The organism is Chryseobacterium sp. Marseille-Q3244 (genome assembly GCF_940807095.1).
Lineage (GTDB): Bacteria > Bacteroidota > Bacteroidia > Flavobacteriales > Weeksellaceae > Chryseobacterium.
In genome coordinates, this window is record NZ_CALNWX010000014.1 from 12,500 (window position 1) to 31,145 (window position 18,646).

The 18,646-nt window shown below is 35.2% G+C and carries 22 protein-coding genes; 11 read left to right on the forward strand and 11 right to left on the reverse strand.

The window, feature by feature from the left end; translation table 11 throughout:
* The first annotated feature begins 23 nt into the window (after window positions 1-23).
* The 4 genes from NBX25_RS19390 to NBX25_RS19405 all read left to right on the forward strand — a co-directional run bounded on the left by NBX25_RS19390 (window position 24) and on the right by NBX25_RS19405 (window position 2,092).
* The gene (locus tag NBX25_RS19390) at window positions 24-1,172 is read left to right on the forward strand and encodes a methionine aminotransferase (protein WP_250255074.1); all 1,149 of its coding nucleotides are present in this window, start codon (window positions 24-26) and stop codon (window positions 1,170-1,172) included.
* A gap of 157 nt (window positions 1,173-1,329) precedes the next feature.
* The gene (locus NBX25_RS19395) at window positions 1,330-1,524 is read left to right on the forward strand and encodes a bacteriocin (RefSeq protein WP_123911165.1); all 195 of its coding nucleotides are present in this window, start codon (window positions 1,330-1,332) and stop codon (window positions 1,522-1,524) included.
* 28 nt (window positions 1,525-1,552) lie between these two features.
* A complete protein-coding gene (locus tag NBX25_RS19400) occupies window positions 1,553-1,708 on the forward strand; it encodes a hypothetical protein (RefSeq protein ID WP_164464483.1) in 156 nt (51 codons plus the stop codon).
* Between the two features lie 210 nt (window positions 1,709-1,918).
* Window positions 1,919-2,092 (forward strand): hypothetical protein, encoded by a 174-nt coding sequence (locus tag NBX25_RS19405; protein WP_164464482.1) that lies wholly within the window; start codon window positions 1,919-1,921, stop codon window positions 2,090-2,092.
* Between the two features lie 100 nt (window positions 2,093-2,192).
* On the opposite strand, the gene NBX25_RS19410 is transcribed toward NBX25_RS19405, so the two are convergent.
* Window positions 2,193-2,957, reverse strand: coding sequence for an SDR family NAD(P)-dependent oxidoreductase (locus NBX25_RS19410; protein WP_123911862.1), 765 nt, complete (start codon window positions 2,955-2,957; stop codon window positions 2,193-2,195).
* A gap of 87 nt (window positions 2,958-3,044) precedes the next feature.
* Window positions 3,045-3,983: a helix-turn-helix domain-containing protein gene (locus tag NBX25_RS19415; protein ID WP_123911164.1), complete on the reverse strand. Its 939-nt coding sequence runs from the start codon at window positions 3,981-3,983 to the stop codon at window positions 3,045-3,047.
* Between the two features lie 320 nt (window positions 3,984-4,303).
* Between NBX25_RS19415 and NBX25_RS19420 the strand changes: the two genes are divergently transcribed.
* The 3 genes from NBX25_RS19420 to NBX25_RS19430 are packed head-to-tail and all read left to right on the forward strand — an operon-like array spanning window position 4,304 to window position 4,902.
* On the forward strand, window positions 4,304-4,519 hold the full coding sequence (locus NBX25_RS19420) for a bacteriocin (protein WP_250255076.1): 216 nt from the start codon (window positions 4,304-4,306) through the stop codon (window positions 4,517-4,519).
* 33 nt (window positions 4,520-4,552) lie between these two features.
* Entirely contained in the window at window positions 4,553-4,714 is a 162-nt protein-coding gene (locus NBX25_RS19425) for a hypothetical protein (RefSeq protein ID WP_250255078.1), read from the forward strand.
* 23 nt (window positions 4,715-4,737) lie between these two features.
* Complete coding sequence (locus NBX25_RS19430; RefSeq protein ID WP_250255079.1) at window positions 4,738-4,902, forward strand: hypothetical protein; 165 nt, start codon at window positions 4,738-4,740, stop codon at window positions 4,900-4,902.
* Window positions 4,903-5,177: 275 nt separating this feature from the next.
* On the opposite strand, the gene NBX25_RS19435 is transcribed toward NBX25_RS19430, so the two are convergent.
* From NBX25_RS19435 to NBX25_RS19460, 6 genes are all read right to left on the reverse strand, one after another.
* Window positions 5,178-6,254: a hypothetical protein gene (locus NBX25_RS19435; protein WP_250255081.1), complete on the reverse strand. Its 1,077-nt coding sequence runs from the start codon at window positions 6,252-6,254 to the stop codon at window positions 5,178-5,180.
* 86 nt (window positions 6,255-6,340) lie between these two features.
* Window positions 6,341-7,432, reverse strand: coding sequence for a redox-regulated ATPase YchF (ychF, locus tag NBX25_RS19440; RefSeq protein WP_123911160.1), 1,092 nt, complete (start codon window positions 7,430-7,432; stop codon window positions 6,341-6,343).
* A gap of 189 nt (window positions 7,433-7,621) precedes the next feature.
* On the reverse strand, window positions 7,622-8,173 hold the full coding sequence (locus tag NBX25_RS19445; RefSeq protein ID WP_123911159.1) for a ferritin: 552 nt from the start codon (window positions 8,171-8,173) through the stop codon (window positions 7,622-7,624).
* A gap of 569 nt (window positions 8,174-8,742) precedes the next feature.
* Complete coding sequence (locus NBX25_RS19450) at window positions 8,743-10,356, reverse strand: glycoside hydrolase family 10-like protein (RefSeq protein WP_250255082.1); 1,614 nt, start codon at window positions 10,354-10,356, stop codon at window positions 8,743-8,745.
* Window positions 10,357-10,496: 140 nt separating this feature from the next.
* Window positions 10,497-12,302, reverse strand: coding sequence for a translational GTPase TypA (gene typA, locus NBX25_RS19455; RefSeq protein ID WP_068943644.1), 1,806 nt, complete (start codon window positions 12,300-12,302; stop codon window positions 10,497-10,499).
* A gap of 135 nt (window positions 12,303-12,437) precedes the next feature.
* Complete coding sequence (locus tag NBX25_RS19460; RefSeq protein WP_123911157.1) at window positions 12,438-12,644, reverse strand: bacteriocin-like protein; 207 nt, start codon at window positions 12,642-12,644, stop codon at window positions 12,438-12,440.
* A 212-nt stretch (window positions 12,645-12,856) separates the two neighbouring features.
* Between NBX25_RS19460 and NBX25_RS19465 the strand changes: the two genes are divergently transcribed.
* On the forward strand, window positions 12,857-14,428 hold the full coding sequence (locus NBX25_RS19465; RefSeq protein WP_250255083.1) for a right-handed parallel beta-helix repeat-containing protein: 1,572 nt from the start codon (window positions 12,857-12,859) through the stop codon (window positions 14,426-14,428).
* A gap of 34 nt (window positions 14,429-14,462) precedes the next feature.
* Here NBX25_RS19465 and NBX25_RS19470 read toward each other — a convergent pair whose 3' ends face one another.
* A complete protein-coding gene (locus NBX25_RS19470; RefSeq protein ID WP_123911155.1) occupies window positions 14,463-14,714 on the reverse strand; it encodes a DUF1294 domain-containing protein in 252 nt (83 codons plus the stop codon).
* A 141-nt stretch (window positions 14,715-14,855) separates the two neighbouring features.
* Here NBX25_RS19470 and NBX25_RS19475 point away from each other — a divergent pair, with 141 nt between their 5' ends.
* Window positions 14,856-15,212, forward strand: coding sequence for a hypothetical protein (locus tag NBX25_RS19475; protein WP_250255084.1), 357 nt, complete (start codon window positions 14,856-14,858; stop codon window positions 15,210-15,212).
* Between the two features lie 130 nt (window positions 15,213-15,342).
* Here the strand turns inward: NBX25_RS19475 and NBX25_RS19480 are convergent, their stop codons facing one another.
* Together NBX25_RS19480 and NBX25_RS19485 are read right to left on the reverse strand one after the other, a co-directional pair.
* On the reverse strand, window positions 15,343-15,891 hold the full coding sequence (locus NBX25_RS19480; protein ID WP_250255085.1) for a type 1 glutamine amidotransferase domain-containing protein: 549 nt from the start codon (window positions 15,889-15,891) through the stop codon (window positions 15,343-15,345).
* Window positions 15,892-16,116: 225 nt separating this feature from the next.
* Window positions 16,117-16,791, reverse strand: a complete 675-nt coding sequence (locus tag NBX25_RS19485) for a YceI family protein (protein ID WP_250255086.1) — start codon at window positions 16,789-16,791, stop codon at window positions 16,117-16,119.
* A 306-nt stretch (window positions 16,792-17,097) separates the two neighbouring features.
* Between NBX25_RS19485 and NBX25_RS24935 the strand changes: the two genes are divergently transcribed.
* Together NBX25_RS24935 and NBX25_RS19490 are read left to right on the forward strand one after the other, a co-directional pair.
* On the forward strand, window positions 17,098-17,256 hold the full coding sequence (locus NBX25_RS24935; protein ID WP_410493985.1) for a bacteriocin-like protein: 159 nt from the start codon (window positions 17,098-17,100) through the stop codon (window positions 17,254-17,256).
* Window positions 17,257-17,932: 676 nt separating this feature from the next.
* The gene (locus NBX25_RS19490) at window positions 17,933-18,598 is read left to right on the forward strand and encodes an O-methyltransferase (protein ID WP_123911151.1); all 666 of its coding nucleotides are present in this window, start codon (window positions 17,933-17,935) and stop codon (window positions 18,596-18,598) included.
* Window positions 18,599-18,646 lie beyond the last annotated feature (48 nt).

Consider the following 18,646-nt stretch of genomic DNA (forward strand, 5'->3'; position numbering starts at 1 on the left):
CGGGATCAACAAAATCTGTTTTTATGATACAACTTCCTTTATCGAAGCTTTCCAATGTAGGAACTACTATTTTCAGCCAAATGACGCAGCTTGCCAATGAAAACGAGGCAATTAATCTTTCTCAGGGATTTCCTGATTTCATGCCGGATTCCGAGTTATTAAACCATGTAGATCACTTTGTAAAAAAAGGGTTCAATCAATATGCTCCATTGGGAGGAATGATTGGTTTAAAGGAAGAAATAGCCAGAAAAATAGAAAACAGTCATCAAAGCACCTATCATCCGGATTCAGAAATTACGGTGACCGCAGGGGGAACTCAAGCTATTTTTACCGCTATTGCTGCTTTTATCAAGAAAGATGATGAAGTGATTATTTTTGAGCCTGCTTACGACTGTTATGAACCTACTGTAGAGCTTTTTGGAGGTATTGTAAAACGATTTGAAATGAAAGCTCCTGATTATCAAATCGACTGGACTGCTGTAAAGAGTCTGGTAAGTGATAAAACCAAAATGATTATTCTCAACAATCCGAATAATCCATCAGGAAAAATCTTAAAAGAAGAAGATATCAATGCGCTGATCCAATTGGTCAAAGGGACTTCGATCCTTATTTTAAGTGATGAAGTCTATGAGAATATTGTTTTTGACGGGAAACAGCATTTAAGTATCTGTAAATATCCTGAACTTAAAGAAAGAAGTCTTCTTGTAGCCTCATTTGGAAAGCTTTTCCATGTTACAGGCTGGAAAGTAGGATATTGTGCCGCTCCCAAAGCCTTAACAGATGAGTTCAGAAAAGTACATCAGTTCAATGTTTTTTGTGTAAACACTCCTATTCAACTTGCTTTAGCTGAGTATATGAAAAACGATGAACATTACCTTTATCTTAATCAATTCTTTCAGGAGAAAAGAGATTTCCTAAGACAAGGACTTTCTGGAACATCCTTCGAGTTGCTAGATTGTGAAGGAACTTATTTCCAGGCAGTAAAATATTCTAAAATCTCAGATAAAAATGATTTTGATTTCGCCAGTGAACTGACCATCAACCATAAGGTGGCAAGTGTTCCGTTTTCATCATTTTACAAAAACAAACTCAATGAAAATGTGATCCGTTTATGTTTTGCCAAGAAGCAGGAAACATTAGAGAAAGCACTTGAAAACCTTTCAAGAGTATAATCATTTTCAAAATCCATTTGAATTTTTTATTTATCCATAGAGAACCAGTTTTCAACTCTAAACAAGACATAACCCTATTAACATTTTTCTTCAACAGGTGATTTACTGTTGAAACTTTTCATATATTCGTATAACTAACTCATTAAAAATCAGAATTATGAAAAAACAAACTTCTCTACAAGCCAAAAAGCTTTCTAAAAAGGAATTAAAAACCATTGCAGGAGGCCTATTGGACTGTATGCCTGCTCAGGAAATATGCCTTCCTCATATGGAGCCCTGCCATTCCAATGTTGACGAGAATGGCTGCGCCATGATTTCTCCTTATTGTGGACAAAAAATATGCAGACCTTAAGAATCTCCAATTTATTAAAATCTATATTATGAAAAACAACATTCAACTGAACGGAAGAAAATTAAACAAAAAGCAATTGAGTACCATCAAAGGCGGATTAAGAATCTGCAGACCGGAAGGCTTTACAGAATGTAAACAATATGGAAAGTTCTGTGCTGAACCTGAATGTAAAATTCCTTTTTAATCTACATTTATAAAGTTCTTAATTATATTTAGAAAGTCTATCCCTGGTTTGAGATAGACTTTTATTTTTTTTCATTACTATTTCCAGATAAGACCACAACATCTGTATTAATTTGAGAAAGTCATAAAACTTATTTTTTTCTCTAAAATGGGATTTACAATTAATGTTTTCCGTATATTCGTTAATATGTAACTCTCTAAATATCAAACCATGAACAATCAAAATTTAAACAGAGGAAAGAAATTAGCCAAGAAAGAACTGAAAATGATAACAGGAGGAGGAGAAGTAAGATGTAAAATCTACGGAGACTATTGTTATTATCATGGGCCAGGATGCAAGGAACAAGAATGTCAACTTCCCATTCCTGTTGATCCGATTGACTAGTAGTCTAAAAAAAATAAAAAAACCGGTATGCATGGCCGGTTTTTTATTTGTCTTGTTTGAAAAATTCAGAGAAGTGAATAGGTAATCATTTTTTTCTTTATTAAAGAAACATTCCTCCTGAAGCTTCAATTCTCTGTCCATTGATCCAGCCAGCATCATCGGTACAAAGAAAAGCCACTACTCCACCAATATCATCAGGAAGTCCTACTCTGCCTAAAGCAGTAGAACCAGCTACCATATCATTGATTTCTTTATTGTCTCTTACTCTTCCGCCACCGAAATCGGTTTCAATAGCTCCCGGAGCAATTACATTAGCCTTTATTTTTCTGGATCCCAATTCTTTGGCCATATATTTAGTCAGCATTTCCACTCCTGCTTTTATAGAACCATAGACTGATGAGCCGGGTGTTGCAAATCTTGCCAGTCCTGAAGAGATATTAATAATCCCGCCACCATCATTGATGAATGGCAATAATTTTTGAGTTAAGAAAAATACTCCTTTGAAATGAATATCCAGCATATCCTCCATCTGCTCTTCCGTAACCTCTGTAATCGGAGCATATAAAGCTGTTCCTGCGTTATTGACAAGATAATCAATATGGGAATTTCCCGTAGCCTCTTTTAAGTGATCAGTAACTTCTTTCACAAATGCATCAAAGCTTTTACGGTCTTTTGTATCCAGCTGAAATGCGGCTCCCTTTCTACCCAAAGCTTTTATTTCATTAACTACAGCTTCTGCTTCTTCTTTATTGCTTCTATACGTAATGATAACATCCAGTCCTTTTTGGGCAATTTTAAGGGCTGAATTTTTACCTAAGCCACGACTTCCCCCGGTTACCAATGCTATTTTTGTTTTTGCTTCCATATTTTTGGTTGTTTTAGTGATACAAAGTTGGAATATTTACATCAGAAAGAGTTTACCTGAATCAATCCGAAATTTGCAAAATTCAAATCATGAACGAAATTCTAAAGGAGTATATGACGTTTTTCTTTTAAAAAAGTTTGAAAAATGGGCTATTTCTTCAAAACCAAGCGTGTAAGAAATTTCAGATACATTCCATTGGGTTTGTCTTAAAAGGATTTTTGCCTCCTGAATGATACGGTCACCGATAAATTCCGTAGTCGTTTTTCCGGTGCTTTCTTTTAGTCTTTTATTGAGATAATTAACATGCACAGACAATCTTTCAGCATAGTCATTAGCTGCTCTCAATTGTAACCGCTGTTCTCTTGATTCAATAGGAAACTGCCTTTCCAGTAATTCTATAAATAAAGACACCACCCTCATAGAAGCATCTTTTGAAACTGAAATTTTTGTAGCAGGCTGCAGCTTTTGACCATAATGAATCAGCTCCCATACGTAATTCCGGATCAAATCATACTTAAATAGATAATCTGAATCTATTTCCTTTTTTACTTTTTTAAAAAGAAGTTCTATTTCATCAGCCAATTCATCCTCAATTTCAAATATAGGTACCGCTCCCGGTTGAAAAATAGGCAGAGTTTCCAAGGAATTATAAGAAGCTTCTTTCATGAAAAAATCTTCAGTAAATACACAAAAACTTCCAGATTGCTGCCCATCTTCAGGAATCCAATGGTAAGGGACTTTAGGAGTAGCAAACAGCAGCGCATTTTTTTCTATGGTAATGGTCTTATCGGCGTATTCGGCTCTGTTTTTTCCTCTAATCAAACTGATTTTGTAATATTTCCGCCTGTTATAAGGCATTTCGGAAGTACTTCTTACTTTTTCAAGGGTTTGAGCGATATCGAATACATTAAAATGTCCAATATCTTTGTGGAGACCTTTAGGAAAAATATCCTCAAGGCTTTTCCCCAGTTTGGCAGTCATTTCCCTATAAAAATCCTCTAATGAAGAGTGAGCTATTGTCTCCATAATCAACAAGTTGTAAAATTCAAATATACAAAGTTGATTTTTAATAAAAACAAAATATTTATTACATTTTTTCTACAGAAAGTGATTTACGAATAAATATTTTTACTACATTCGTATGAAACTAACCTACTAAAAATCAGAACCATGGAGAAAAAAATTTCACAATTCGGGAAAAAGCTGAATAAGAAAGAGCTTACCACGATTAGAGGAGGACTTCTTAATTGTATGGAACCAGTACTTTGTCCAACTCCCTATGAACCCTGTGAGTCACCATACCCCAACGGCTGTACCATTATTTCACCTGTCTGCGGACAAAAAGAATGCAGACCAGCACCCATCACTATAGAGTAATCATCAAACTTCTTAACATTAATACTATGAATAAAGGTAAAAAACTGAACAAAAAAGAATTAAAATCCATCAAAGGTGGATTACAGATGTGTCTTGATCCTGATACGGGACGCTGCATTGCTACCGGAATACGATGCGCAGAAAGAGAGTGCAGATATGCACCTGAACCTCCTTTTCCTTTTTAAAAGATAATAATCTAACATTTAAAAATCAAAATCATGAAAAGTCAAAACTTAAACAACGGGAAAAAACTCGACAAAAGAGAATTAAGAAGTATTACAGGAGGATTAAGGCAATGTATAGACCCTATGACTGGCCAATGCAGAGCTTTCGGTCTGGGATGCGCAGAGCCACAATGCAGACCTATATTAGAACCATAAGACCATATATCCTTAAGAAAACTATGGAAAACCCAACCTCAAACAATCCAAAAAAGTTAAGTAAAAGGGAATTACGAGTGATCATGGGAGGATTAATGAGATGTATTGACCCATTTACCGGCCAATGCAAAGCAGTAAGTAAAAGCTGTGGAGAAAGAGAATGCAGACTTGATCCAATTGTTCCTTAGTTTCGTTAACGATTCACACAATTCAATGACTATGAATAAAGGAAAGAAATTAGATAAGAAAGCGTTAAAAACAATTATCGGCGGATCATACTCTTGTATAGATTATAAAACCGGCCGTTGTATGATAACAGGAACAGGATGCACCGAAAGGGAGTGCTGGTATGTACCTGAACCACCATTTGACTAAACATCAACCTTTTGTTATTTTTATAATTTGAGCACTTTCACTTGTTTGAAAGTGCTTTTGTTTTTTGTACATGAAATATCAGATTATTTTAAATAACATATCCACCAACCACTTTAAGCACCCACTTTCCGTTTTCATAATCTGCAGAATAATCATTTTTATAGAAAGCTCCTGCTTTATAAATATAAAAACTGTTCGGGTTCTTTTTATTTTTCTGTATTGGAGAAATTGTTTCTTCAATAATGTCAGCGACTTTGGTATAATATGTTTGCTTCTTTTTGTCTTCAGGTACAAATAATACCTTTTGAGGAGGATTGATTTGATGAAAATATTCACAGTCTGTTTGATAGACCTGAAATTCATAATCCAACTTTTCAGCCCCTACAAAAGTATCAGAAACCAGTTGATTATAAAGACGGGTGAATTTGTTATCTGATGATCTGAACATAGGGTTCTTATCCTCAAAATCATTGATTCCATCACCATCTGTATCTTTTTCATGAGGATTGAGCCCAAAACTATTCTCAAAAATATCATTGTAACCATCCTGATCGGAATCCTGTATCAGATCTTTCAGTTTAATTTTAAACAATTTGCCATCTTCAATCACTGAATAGTTTTTGTACCCACCACGATCAATAGGATTATCGATTTTCACCAGACTTCCTTCAATATGGAGGTAATCTCCCTCAACAATTGGATTCCACTGAATTTTATTGAAATAATACAGGTTTGGACTGAGCCCTAAAAAATAGACAGAAGGTTTATTATTTTCAATTTTTAGCAACCAGTATCCAAGTCCGTTCATACCAAGTCCATATAAGGTATTTCCAGACTTTTGTTTTGCAAAACATACAAACTGATCAGAAAACTTTTCATCAAATACTGTATTGCTAGTTTCAATTGTTTCACCCTTTTCTCCAGACTCCGCTATTGGAAGACGAAATTCGGCTCTGTCTGTTTTAAAGTCCCGGTATGTAGTAAGATTGGTAATTTCTAGATAATTAGGTTTTTCTGCAAGAATTTGTTTTAGCGTATAAGATTGGGGATCTCCAACCTGTATCACAACATCTTCAGTATTCATCTTATCTATGAAGCACTTATCTTCAATAGGCTTTGAACATGAAAAAAAGAAGACAATGATCGTAAAATAAATAATTTTCATAGTACAGTTTTTCTCACAAAAGCAAAAAACGCTCCCAAATTATATTATGGAAGCGCTTTTTTATAAACTAACTTTAATATTTTTTCTTATACGTTGAATCTAAAGTGCATGATATCACCATCCTGAACGATATATTCTTTACCTTCTACAGAAAGTTTTCCGGCTTCTTTTACTTTTACTTCTGAACCATATGTCATATAGTCATTATACTTAATAACTTCTGCACGAATGAATCCTTTTTCAAAGTCTGTGTGGATTACCCCAGCTGCCTGAGGAGCTGTCCATCCTTGTCCGATAGTCCAAGCTCTTACTTCTTTTACTCCAGCTGTAAAATACGTTTGAAGTTTTAAAAGATCATAAGCTTTTCTGATCAAACGGTTTACTCCCGGTTCTGTAAGACCTAGCTCATCAAGGAAAATTTCTCTTTCTTCGAAAGTTTCAAGCTCGTTGATGTCAGCTTCGATCTGGGCAGCTAATACTACTACTTCTGCTCCTTCATTTTTAGCCATTTCTTCGATCTTTCCAATCCATTCGTTCCCGTTTTTGATAGAATTTTCATCTACATTACAAACGTAAAGTACCGGTTTATTGGTTAAAAGCTGAACTTCAGCAATGATTGATTTTGTAAAATCATCCATCGCAAATTCTCTTGCATTTTTCCCATCTTCAAGAAATTTCTGTAAATTCTGAAGGGTTTCGTAAGTAAGAATATCTTCTTTCTTACCGGATTTGATGAATTTTTTAGCTTTTTCAACTGCTTTTCCTACTGTTTCAAGGTCTTTCAACTGAAGCTCAATATCAATAATTTCTTTATCTCTTAAAGGATCTACTGAACCTTCTACGTGAACGATATTTCCGTTATCAAAACATCTTAAGACGTGGATGATTGCCTCACACTCACGGATGTTTGCCAGGAACTGGTTCCCCAATCCTTCTCCTTTGCTGGCACCTTTTACAAGACCTGCAATATCAACGATTTCAACTACAGCTGGTAAAACTCTTTCAGGCTTTACGATTTTCTCCAGTTCAAACAATCTCTGGTCCGGTACTGAAACTGTTCCCAGGTTTGGTTCAATGGTACAGAAAGGATAGTTCGCTGATTGAGCTTTTGCATTGCTCAGACAGTTAAAAAGTGTTGATTTACCTACATTCGGAAGGCCTACAATTCCACATTTCATATTGTAAAATTCAAAGTTTAAGGTTTAAGGTTGAAAGTTCAAGGTTTAAGGTTCAATGTTTTTCACCTTAGTTGTTGATTTATGAACTTTCAGCGTGCAAAGATAGTGAATTTTAAGAGAGTTTCATAATAAAAAAATCTGTCAGCATTCTGACAGATTTTCAAACAGTTTTTACTTCACCGATGATTTTTATGGATTATTTCCGGTAGCTTCCTGAGCCAGAGGAACGTCATTCGGTGCTGACTGCATTGCCATATCCAGAGTGAATAATGATTCGTCTGTAGCACGGTCTCCGCCTGCAATTTTTAATTTATCAATTAAGTTTTGGGCCAGTGTTTCTTCTTCGATCTGTTCTTGTACGAACCACTGCATAAAATTCCATGTTGCCCAGTCTTTTTCTTCCATGGCAAGGTCTACGATTTTATAAATGGCGGTGGTATTGTCCACCTCATGTTTGAAAACCCCGTCAAAACACGCAGTAAGGCTTTTGGGATCAGCTGGAGGAGCAGGAATCGCTGCTACTTTTGGCTTTCCGCCTCTGTTTAAAATGTACTCCATGAATTTGATCGAATGGTTTCTTTCTTCCTGAGAATGACGGTAAAGAAAATTAGCAATACCCTGATAGCCTTTGTCATCGGCCCAAATTCCATACGATAGAAAAACGTGTGATGCATGAATTTCTTTGTTCATCTGGTCACTAAGTGCTTTTTCCACTTTTGCGGAAAGTCTGTTAGTATTCATAAATGTTATATTTTGGTGATTATGAAACTAATCATGCAAAAATGATTCCGCTAAGGTTTTTAATTTACTTAAAACCAATTCAAACCAAGATATATCATACTGATTTTCTTTATTTTAAGCTAATAATTTATAGTTATTCTAAAATAAAACGGCATAAAATTTTTGCAATTTTCTTAACCAAAAGATTTTTAACACTTTAGTTATTGGAAGTAGAAGGTCCTACGCCCAGAATGTTCACTTAAGTGTTTAAAATCTTTGATTTCCATCGATTGATTTTAACAAGTTGCGTTTAGCTTCTTTCAGAATGACAAAAGCTATAGATAAATTATATGTTAGATTCTCTCGGATCAATTCCAAAAGCTGGAGATAAGAATATTTTTATTTAAACGCAACCTTCACAAAGGCTTTAAATAATCTCTTTTTGTTTTGGTTCCAGGCTTTGAAACTGATTCACCTTCTCTGTGCAAAGGTTCAAATAAAAAGATAAAAAAAGGGTTCAACTTTAAGTTAAACCCTTTTATATTTATTAAAACTTTAATGACCTTTACAATATGGTCTTTAGTTTTTCTTTATTTGACTTTTTTTGCCATATAATCACTTTCGTTTCCTAATCTATCAATAGCTTTGATCGCTACTCCATTCAACTTTTTACCATTTTTGAACTTAGGAACATCTTTAAAAAGGGTATCCAATGGTAAAATTTCTGTTTGCCATACTCCGTCATACTGGCTGAAAAGTACCCACTGAAAAACTTCTGAAGCATTTTTTGTACTCCATCTTGTCTGTGCAAAACTTCCGTTATCACTAATAAATAAGGTTGGTGTCTGCAATGGAACGGTTTTGATCCATGGCGATTTCGGAATTAATGCTTTTTCACTGTAAGGTCCGTTTTTCAGAGTCGGCAGCATTCCCGGATTTTTAGTCAATCCTGCAATACTCCAGTGGATTTCACCTGCATCATTTTTGAGGATCTTTCTGGAGATCTCAATTTGGTTTTTGATTTCTGTTGGACGATCATACGTTTTAATCTCCACAGTATTCAAACCTGGCCATAGGTGACGTTTCATTGTATTTTCTGATTGCCACCAGTTTAGCAATGCTTCGAAGCCCTGCCCTTTTGAATCAATCGGCCAGTACAATTGTGGAGAAAAATAGTCTACCCAGCCTTTATTTAACCATAATTTGGCATCCGCATACAGCTCATCAAACTGAGAAGATCCTACAATTCCCACCGGATATCCCGGCTTCCAGATTCCAAATGGGCTGATTCCAAATCTTACATTATTTTTTTCTGCATGAATTTCTTTGTAGATACGTTCTACAAATTTATTTACGTTATCCCTTCTCCAGTCTGCTCTTGATAAAGTTCCGCCATTGCTTTGATAAACATTCCATGAAGCATAGTCTGGAAAATCAGCTCCTTTGTTGTAAGTAGCATACGGATAAAAATAATCATCAAAATGAATGGCATCAATGTCATATCTTTTTACGATATCCTTTACTACATTGGATACATGGTCCTGTGTTTTTGGGTTAGCCGGATCAAACCAGTACATCCCATTTTTTAATCTTACCACAATGTCAGACATTCTGTTGGCCATTGACATTTTATTGACGTTACCTCCATTGGTATGATGAGCGCGATAAGGATTTAACCAAACGTGTAATTCTAATCCTCTTTTGTGAGCTTCTTCGATCCAGAATAATAACGGATCATAGTTTGGATAAGGTGCTGCCCCTGTTTCTCCGGTTAAAAAGTAAGACCAGGGTTCTATATTACTTGTATATAAAGCATCTGCAGAAGGTCTGATCTGAAAAATAGCAGCATTAAAGTTATTATCTTTCAGCATATCCAGCATACTGATGGCTTCTGCTTTCTGCTGCTCTACCGTAAGATTGTTTTTAGATGGCCAGTTGATATTGGCAACACTGGCAATCCAAGCACCACGGAATTCTCTGTTAATTTCAGGAAGGTTGGTTCTGAATGTTTCTTCCGTTGAAGTTCCCGGTGTAGGCTTTACTGCTACAGGAGGTTTTGGTTGATTGGTAGTATTATTGGTATTAGGTTTTGTTGTATTTTTAACAGGAGGGGTCTTTGTTACATTGTTCTGAGTAGAACATGAGATGCTGTAAGACGCTAGAACTCCCATTAAAACGATAAGTTTTAGTTTACTCATTTTCATAGCCGCAAAACTACTTTAAATTAAATTTTAATACTTTGGATATTGTTGTGAAAAAATAAACATTTTTTCCTATTCTTTAGAAAAAAAGCCTCGAAAAATTCGAGGCTTTTCTATATGATATTGATTGTAAATCGAAATGATTACGCTTTCGCTGATCTTTCAACTCTTTTTCTTTCTTCTTCAGAAAGGATTTTCTTTCTCATTCTGATGAAGTTTGGAGTTACCTCGATCGCTTCGTCAGCCTGGATATATTCCATACACTCTTCAAGAGAGAATAAGATTTTTGGTGCAACCCCTGTATCTTTATCTTTTCCAGAAGCTCTCATGTTGTTCAACTGTTTTGCTTCTACGATGTTTACTACAAGATCTCCAGGTTTATTTTGCTCTCCAATGATCATCCCTGTGTAGATTTCCTCACCCGGATCAACAAAGAACTTACCTCTGTCTTGTAATTTAGCGATAGAATATTCTGTAGCAGGACCTGTAGTTTTGCTGATCAATACCCCATTGTTTCTTCCTGGAATAGCTCCTTTGAAAGGCTTATATTCTGTGAAACGGTGAGCCATGATAGCTTCCCCAGCAGTAGCAGTCAGCATTTGAGAACGAAGTCCGATCAAACCTCTTGAAGGAATCTCGAATTCCATGTGCTGCATTTCTCCTTTTGTTTCCATAATGTGAAGGTCACCTTTTCTCTGAGTTGCCAAGTCGATAACTCTTGATGCGTATTCTTCAGGAACGTCAACTACTAAAGATTCGTAAGGCTCACAGCTTACTCCGTCAATTTCTCTTAGGATAACCTGTGGCTGACCGATTGTCATTTCATATCCTTCTCTTCTCATTGTTTCGATCAAAACAGATAAGTGAAGAATACCTCTACCGAATACCAAGAACGTGTTAGCATCATCAGTTTGTTGAACTCTTAATGCTAAGTTTTTCTCTAATTCTTTAGTTAATCTTTCTTTAAGGTGGTTAGAAGTAACATATTTACCGTCTTTACCGAAGAAAGGTGAATTGTTGATAGAGAACGTCATGTTCAATGTAGGCTCATCAATTGCTGTTCTTTCCAATGGTTCAGGATTTTCAAGATCTACGAAAGAATCACCGATCTGGAATGCATCGAAACCTACTACAGCACAGATATCTCCAGCTTGAACTTCAGTTACTTTTTTCTTTCCTAATCCTTCGAAAACGTAAAGTTCTTTTACTTTACCTTTCAACACTTTTCCATCTGCCTGTGCAAGACCAATCCATTGAGATTCTTTGATCTCTCCTCTTGTTACTTTTCCGATTGCAATTCTTCCTAAGAAAGAAGAGAAATCAAGAGAAGTAATCTGCATCTGAAGGTTACCTTCAGTTACTTTTGGAGCTGGTACATGTTCTAAGATACCATCTAATAATGGTAAAATATCTTCAGTTTGTTCTAATGAAGTGTTGAACCAACCTTGCTTAGAAGAACCGTAGAATGTTGGGAAATCTAATTGCTCTTCAGTAGCTTCAAGGTTGAAGAATAAATCAAATACCTGGTCGTGAACTTCGTCCGGACGGCAGTTTGGTTTATCTACTTTATTGATAACCACTAATGGTCTCAATCCTAATTCTAAAGCTTTCTGAAGTACGAATCTTGTTTGTGGCATTGGTCCTTCGAACGCATCCACCAACAGGATAACTCCGTCAGCCATTTTTAATACTCTCTCTACTTCTCCACCGAAATCCGCGTGACCAGGAGTATCAATTACGTTAATTTTAGTGTCTTTATAAGTAACAGAAATATTCTTGGATAAGATGGTGATCCCTCTTTCTCTTTCAAGATCATTGTTATCCATAATTAATTCTCCACTCTCCTGATTTTCTCTGAAAATGTTGGTTGCGTGGATGATTTTGTCAACCAAAGTCGTTTTCCCGTGGTCAACGTGTGCGATAATCGCAATATTTCTAATGTTTTGCATATAGGATTTTTACGAGTGCAAAAATAGTGATTTTTAATGAAAAACAATTTTATTGGATAAATAATTAACATTCTGTTTAAAATACACGTTTACAGAGGTATAAAAAAAGAGTGTTGAAAAAACACTCTTAAACGGTTATGGACATAAAGACGAATCACATGGATCAACTGCCGGTGCATCTCCACAAATAATGGACATTTCATCACAATTACTTGAAGATCCTGTAGGCCATCCCCATCTCAATGTACAAGTATCGGGATCCTTACATCTCACCATTCCTTTTGCAATTCCTCCTGTCAGTGTTTTCATTTCACTTCTGGTAATTTTTCTTACATTTTTCATAGTTATATTGTTTTTGTTGTTGAATGATAAATGTAAGAAAAAACTGAATTCAAAAAATATTTTTTAATCATAACTCACTTAAAATCTAGCTCTTTACACTATTCTATAATAAAATATTACACGTCAAGTTCTGTCGCTATTTCATTTTATCTTTGTCTCAATACATTCTAGCAAGAGTATTTCCTATTTATTAATCACCAAAAACAAAAAAAATGACAAACAATTTAAATCTCTTAACCATTGATGCTTTTTTTTCATCTTCAGATCCTGCTTCGGATCTTAACATTGTAAGTTTGATTGATCCTTTCAGTGGTGAAGTTGCCAATTTTAAAAAACAAGATCTTCCTGTTCCTGACGGGAAATACCTATACCGTATTAAAAAAAACGGCAATGGTCCGGTTTCATACTATAAAAGAATTATTACTGATGATATTTCTATTACAATTGCAGATGTTCGTGGAGATGGTATGACCGATGATTCCGTTGAAATCCAAAAGCTGATTGATGAAATGGAAGCCGGACAGGTTCTGAAGCTTGATAACAGGAGATATATGCTTTATCAGCCTTTGCAGATCAATAAAGCCATTAAAATTACAGGTTCCTCTACTAAAAGTCAATTAGATTTACCTCCTTTTCTTATAACCAATAATAATCATGGTATTATCATTAACGCATACAAGACTGTTATTAATGGGCAAGAGATTACAATCAATGCTTCTGGTACTGTTTTGGAAGGATTCGGAATTTATAATGCAACTCTTTACACAACAGCCCCTAATAGTTTTACAGGTATTAAAATAATCGGAACACCTGAGGTTCATGCTTATGATATTATTTTAAAAGATCTTGCCATCAATGGTTATCAAACAGGACTGGAAGCAAATTATCTTTGGTCTTCCCAAATTCAGACTGTAAAAATTGGTAATTGCAAGACAGGAATGCATATCAAAAACAATTCCGTGAACAATGAAATTTCCAACAATACCAGCATTTCGATAGATGTCAAGGTAATAAACCAGCAAACAGGAGAGGAAGAACTTATAGATATACCTGACAGTAAAGGTATCTTTTTTGAAGGAAACACTTCACAAGAAGGCTGGAGAATTATTGATACTTTTATCTTTAATGTTTATCAGGGAATTTACGCTGAAAAAACTTCTCACGTTAATGTACTCAACAGTATGATTGATTTCTGCAGACATATTGGGATTGTGATTGGAGCGGAGAGCCATAACTGGAATATTAACAGTAATTACATTGCACTTTCCCATCCCGGATACGGAATCTATTTAGCCAATAGCGTCAAGAATTCTTCATTTACAAGAGGAAATAAAATTATTGACAATGATATATTAATTTACGACAATGCAATACCGGATGACACCTCCATTGGCGTTAATATTAGGGGAAAAGAATCTCTTTATGATGATGTAAGAGGAAATTCAATTAAAAATTTCAAAGTATATGATATCAGAGCAGATTCCGGATTAAAGACAACCATTACCCACAATAAATGCTTATCTGACATTAGTCCCAATATTACAGGTAATTTTATTACCAATGACAACCTGGGAACGGTTTACTATCAAAACTTGAATGATTCTCTTCATTTGGGAAAAGTAAAAATAACTTATGCAGATACTTTTCCTTCGGTTTCTTCTCCTGACTGGAAGCGAGGTGATATTATTCTGAATACCGGTCCTTCTGTTAATATGCCAATCGGGTGGGTCAATACAACTGATGGAACGAATACATGGAAGCCATTTGGTATTATTAACAATTAATAAAAAAACAGCCATTAAGGCTGTTTTTTATTTATCAATGTCTTATTAGCCTGTACAATAATACAACATCAATTAAAAGCACTATAAAAAATTTTACAAGAAAAGATTTTTTGGAAACTTTATGGTTGAAAATAATCATTCCTGCAGCAGCACCTACAATCCCTATCAATGAAAGACCTAAAAGGACATTCTCAGAAATCCGCCACTGATGTCTTTTGGCCTGCAGTTTATCAAATCCGAAAACGCCAAAGGTAATAAGGTTAGTGATTAACAGAAAAGGAATCATTATAAAATTAATTTCCTGCAAAAATAAGTTTAATTTATACATAGAGAAAGCCATCTGGTTAATGTCTTTTTTCCTACGTAATATTTGTACGGTTTATCAGAATAAGTTTCTTTAAATTTGCCACCCATAAAAAATGAATCAATGACAGTACATGATTTGGCAGGCACCTATTCTATCAAAGGAAGCAATCAGGAATCATCTGACCAGGTTTCTTATCAGGGTACATTAACTTTATCTGTTGATGAAAATGCCCGCATCATTGCCCAATGGATCATTGGCGATCATATACAGAACGGAACAGGATTTTATAAAGACCGGATTTTAGTTCTTAACTTTAATTATGAAGGTGATGACTCCAAAATCTATAAAGGTGTAGCGGTGTACCGTTGTCTGAGCCAGGACATATTGGATGGATTCTGGTCTGAAAAACATGGCAACCCTCTTTACCTGGGAAGTGAATATTGTGTACGTACTCAAAACTCATGGATTTTTAATTAATTTTATCTCGCATAGTTAATTAGATACTGTATATCTTCTAAAAAAATCTAAAATTTTATAAGATCATCCATAATCAAGGCCCGGAATTTTAAATTCCGGGCCTTCTATAATCATATATTTTTTGGGGACATTATAAACCTTGCCCTACATGTTTTCCTTCTTTAAACTCTTCTACCATCTTAGCATTAAAGGCCGGAAGGTCTTTTGGAGTTCTACTGGTTACCAGACCATTATCCACCACAACTTCACGATCTTCCCAATGGGCTCCGGCATTGATTAAATCTCTACTGATTGATTTCACAGAAGTCATATTCCTTCCATTCACGACTTTTGCATTGATGAGAATCTGCGGTCCGTGACAAATTGCTGCAACAGGTTTATTTTGTATAAAAAAATCTCTTACAAATGCCAATGCCTGTCCATTTGTTCTTAACTGATCCGGATTGATAACGCCACCGGGCAAAACCAAAGCATCGTATTCAGAAGCATTCACTTCAGCCAGTGTTTTGTCAACCTGGTATTCTTTTCCCCAATCTTTTTCAGCCCATGATCGGATTGTTCCTCCTTCAGGGCTTACCACATGAGCAGTCCACCCCTGTTGTTCCAAATACTCTTTAGGCGATTGGAGTTCGCTTTCTTCAAAACCGTTAGTAGCGAGAATTGCAATTTTTTTTGACATGATATTATGATTTTGGATGTTATCTTTATATAGAAAGAAAAAATAATGCCGTCCAGGTGTTATCAAATCTTAAAAAAATTAAAGATCGCCTATTAAAAAAGGGTAATAGGCCACTTTTATCATTTGAATAGGGTATAAAATCCATTACACAACCCATTTCATTAGGGAAAAGAAAAAGAGCTGCCTTGATCAAGGCAGCTCTTTATTTATAGAAAGTTTATTAACTTATTTTTTTGCTTTTACATCAATTGCAATTTCGATGTCTTTGCTGATCATCCATTCTGCAGGATCGGTTTCAGTAGTTCCGAATTTGATACCCCAGTCTGTTCTGTTCACAGTAAATTTAGCCTGGATAGCCGCAGTATTATCTGCTACATCTACTTTAGCAGGGAAAGTAACATTCATTGTTTTACCCATTAATGTTAGGTTTCCGCTTACTGTTTTGTTAGCTCCTGCTACTGCATCTTTTGGTGCTTCTTTCAGGTCTGCTACACTTGTAATCTTAAAGTCTGAAGTTGGGTTTTTCTCTACATCAAAGAAATCAGGGTTCTTAAGGTGAGCTTCAAGGTCCGCAGGTTTTTTATCTTTTTCAGTTACTGATGCAGGATCAACTTTAATAGAAGTCATATCAATATTGAAGTTTCCAGCTACCACCTGTCCTCCTTCAATGCTCAGATCTCCTGATTTTACGTTAAGAGTTCCCCAACGAGGAGCAAAACCTCCTTTGTGGAAAGCTTTCCAGTTTACTACAGAAGTGGCAGCGTCTACTGCTAATACTTCACCTTTACTTTCAGCAACTGCCTGCTCGGTAGCTACGGATGTATCTGTTTTTTCTTTATTGGTACATGATGCAGCCATCAATCCTACTGCTACTAATGCAATTACGCTAATTTTTTTCATATTATTGAACTGTTTAAAAAAGTTTATTGTTTTCGGGTACAAAAATAGACAAACCTTGTGGGTCTTCTCTTATCATACATCAAGAAATGTAAATTTCGCTACCAACGTTAGGAATTGTAACATGGTAAGAAATAAACGAAAATTGAAAATATTTATTTCATCATCCTATTTTTGATTTTTATGTTGTCCATAGGAAAATCTGTTGGTTTTAAAGATACATCCAGATATTTCCAAAAATATTTTTATGTTAAATCCCTCAACTAAGAATAATTTATATATTTAGCACTTACAAATTAAAATTATACCATGAAAAATTTCAAAAAAGTCACAAGAGAAAATCTAAAATCAATTAAAGGTGGAATTGAGTTTTGCAAAGCTGGTTATATGTATGTTTGCGAAGACTTAGGAGTATGTGATCCAATGCTTGGGGTACCTTGCTCATGCAGATGTATTCCAATTGTATAAAAAAGCTCCCTCGATTAGAGGGATTTTTTTGTTTATATTTATTTTCTGAGTTACTTTCTTCGTGATCAATCACAACTCTTTAATGGAAAATGCATACCTGATCCAGTTACTTACAAGGTCGTTCTTTCAGTTTGATTTCTTGCAATAATCAAATAAACCACTAAATTATTTCCATAAATCATGCATAAATAAAAAGAAAAACCTCCCGTGTCAATAGGGAGGCAAAAGTTCAAAATGAATTATTAGTAAATGATGTGGTGTTAAACAAAGCTTTTCTTCAAAACTTGCTTTAACATTAACAATGCGTGTGCCAATTACGTCACTGTTTAATGAAATCGTTCTTTTTGTGGTATGAAAAACCTCCCAAGACATTGAAGGCAAAAAAATATTTGTTTGAAATATGAATTTTGAGCAATCAAAGCTAATAACTGTTTATATTTTTTTAATGATCACGTTATTCTATTTTTTATTACTTCAATAGGATTGTTTTCATGTGAATTGATTTCAAAAATTATTGTCTTTGTGATTAATCATAGCTCTATTGGATACTCTTTGTGGCTTAAAGCAGTTGTGAAAACATTCAAGGCTAGGCAATTTGCCTTTTTTATTTTTAATGGTAAAATAATGTATTGCTGATTTTTAAATTCACTACCTTCGTTTCAATCAAATCAAAAATATGAATCAGCAATTATTTGAAAAGGTAGATCAATATATCAGCAATCTGGTGGCTCCCGAAGATATTGTACTTCAGGAAACCATTCAATCTCTCGATGATGCTTCCATGCCTCAAATCAGTATCTCTCCTACACAGGGGAAGTTTCTTCAACTGATGCTTCTTACCTGCAAGGCTAAACGTGTATTAGAGTTGGGGACTTTAGGTGCTTACAGTACTATTTGGATGACCAGAGCACTTCCTGCAGACGGTAGAGTGATTACAGTAGAATTTAATCCTCATCACGCTCATATTGCCAGTCAAAACATTGCAAAAGCAGGACTTTCTGACCAGATTGATTTACGAATCGGTAAAGCAATGGATGTATTGAATGAACTCATTGCTACAGGTGAAGAAGCTTTCGACTTTATTTTTATTGATGCAGATAAGCCCCCTTATTCCGAATATTTTGAACTGGCATTACAACTGTCACATCCGGGAACAATAATTATTTGTGATAATGTCATCCGGGAAGGCCAGATTTTGAATGAAAATAGCAATGATGAAAAAGTGAGAGGGGTACAGCGTTTTAATCAAATGCTGGCTGGCAACCCAAAGGTTACCGCCACTATTATGCAAACCGTAGGAGCAAAAGAATATGATGGAATGGCAATAGCAATTGTCAATTAAATTTTATCCATCAAATTTTAATTCAAAGGAAAAACTATTCAAGGCGGG

Coding starts and splice junctions, on each gene's coding strand:
- NBX25_RS19390 (WP_250255074.1), top strand. CDS start 24: ATGATACAACTTCCTTTATCGAAGCTTTCCAATGTAGGAACTACTATT.
- NBX25_RS19395 (WP_123911165.1), top strand. CDS start 1,330: ATGAAAAAACAAACTTCTCTACAAGCCAAAAAGCTTTCTAAAAAGGAA.
- NBX25_RS19400 (WP_164464483.1), top strand. CDS start 1,553: ATGAAAAACAACATTCAACTGAACGGAAGAAAATTAAACAAAAAGCAA.
- NBX25_RS19405 (WP_164464482.1), top strand. CDS start 1,919: ATGAACAATCAAAATTTAAACAGAGGAAAGAAATTAGCCAAGAAAGAA.
- NBX25_RS19410 (WP_123911862.1), bottom strand. CDS start 2,957: ATGGAAGCAAAAACAAAAATAGCATTGGTAACCGGGGGAAGTCGTGGC.
- NBX25_RS19415 (WP_123911164.1), bottom strand. CDS start 3,983: ATGGAGACAATAGCTCACTCTTCATTAGAGGATTTTTATAGGGAAATG.
- NBX25_RS19420 (WP_250255076.1), top strand. CDS start 4,304: ATGCAGACCAGCACCCATCACTATAGAGTAATCATCAAACTTCTTAAC.
- NBX25_RS19425 (WP_250255078.1), top strand. CDS start 4,553: ATGAAAAGTCAAAACTTAAACAACGGGAAAAAACTCGACAAAAGAGAA.
- NBX25_RS19430 (WP_250255079.1), top strand. CDS start 4,738: ATGGAAAACCCAACCTCAAACAATCCAAAAAAGTTAAGTAAAAGGGAA.
- NBX25_RS19435 (WP_250255081.1), bottom strand. CDS start 6,254: ATGAAAATTATTTATTTTACGATCATTGTCTTCTTTTTTTCATGTTCA.
- ychF (WP_123911160.1), bottom strand. CDS start 7,432: ATGAAATGTGGAATTGTAGGCCTTCCGAATGTAGGTAAATCAACACTT.
- NBX25_RS19445 (WP_123911159.1), bottom strand. CDS start 8,173: ATGAATACTAACAGACTTTCCGCAAAAGTGGAAAAAGCACTTAGTGAC.
- NBX25_RS19450 (WP_250255082.1), bottom strand. CDS start 10,356: ATGAAAATGAGTAAACTAAAACTTATCGTTTTAATGGGAGTTCTAGCG.
- typA (WP_068943644.1), bottom strand. CDS start 12,302: ATGCAAAACATTAGAAATATTGCGATTATCGCACACGTTGACCACGGG.
- NBX25_RS19460 (WP_123911157.1), bottom strand. CDS start 12,644: ATGAAAAATGTAAGAAAAATTACCAGAAGTGAAATGAAAACACTGACA.
- NBX25_RS19465 (WP_250255083.1), top strand. CDS start 12,857: ATGACAAACAATTTAAATCTCTTAACCATTGATGCTTTTTTTTCATCT.
- NBX25_RS19470 (WP_123911155.1), bottom strand. CDS start 14,714: ATGATTCCTTTTCTGTTAATCACTAACCTTATTACCTTTGGCGTTTTC.
- NBX25_RS19475 (WP_250255084.1), top strand. CDS start 14,856: ATGACAGTACATGATTTGGCAGGCACCTATTCTATCAAAGGAAGCAAT.
- NBX25_RS19480 (WP_250255085.1), bottom strand. CDS start 15,891: ATGTCAAAAAAAATTGCAATTCTCGCTACTAACGGTTTTGAAGAAAGC.
- NBX25_RS19485 (WP_250255086.1), bottom strand. CDS start 16,791: ATGAAAAAAATTAGCGTAATTGCATTAGTAGCAGTAGGATTGATGGCT.
- NBX25_RS24935 (WP_410493985.1), top strand. CDS start 17,098: ATGAAAAATTTCAAAAAAGTCACAAGAGAAAATCTAAAATCAATTAAA.
- NBX25_RS19490 (WP_123911151.1), top strand. CDS start 17,933: ATGAATCAGCAATTATTTGAAAAGGTAGATCAATATATCAGCAATCTG.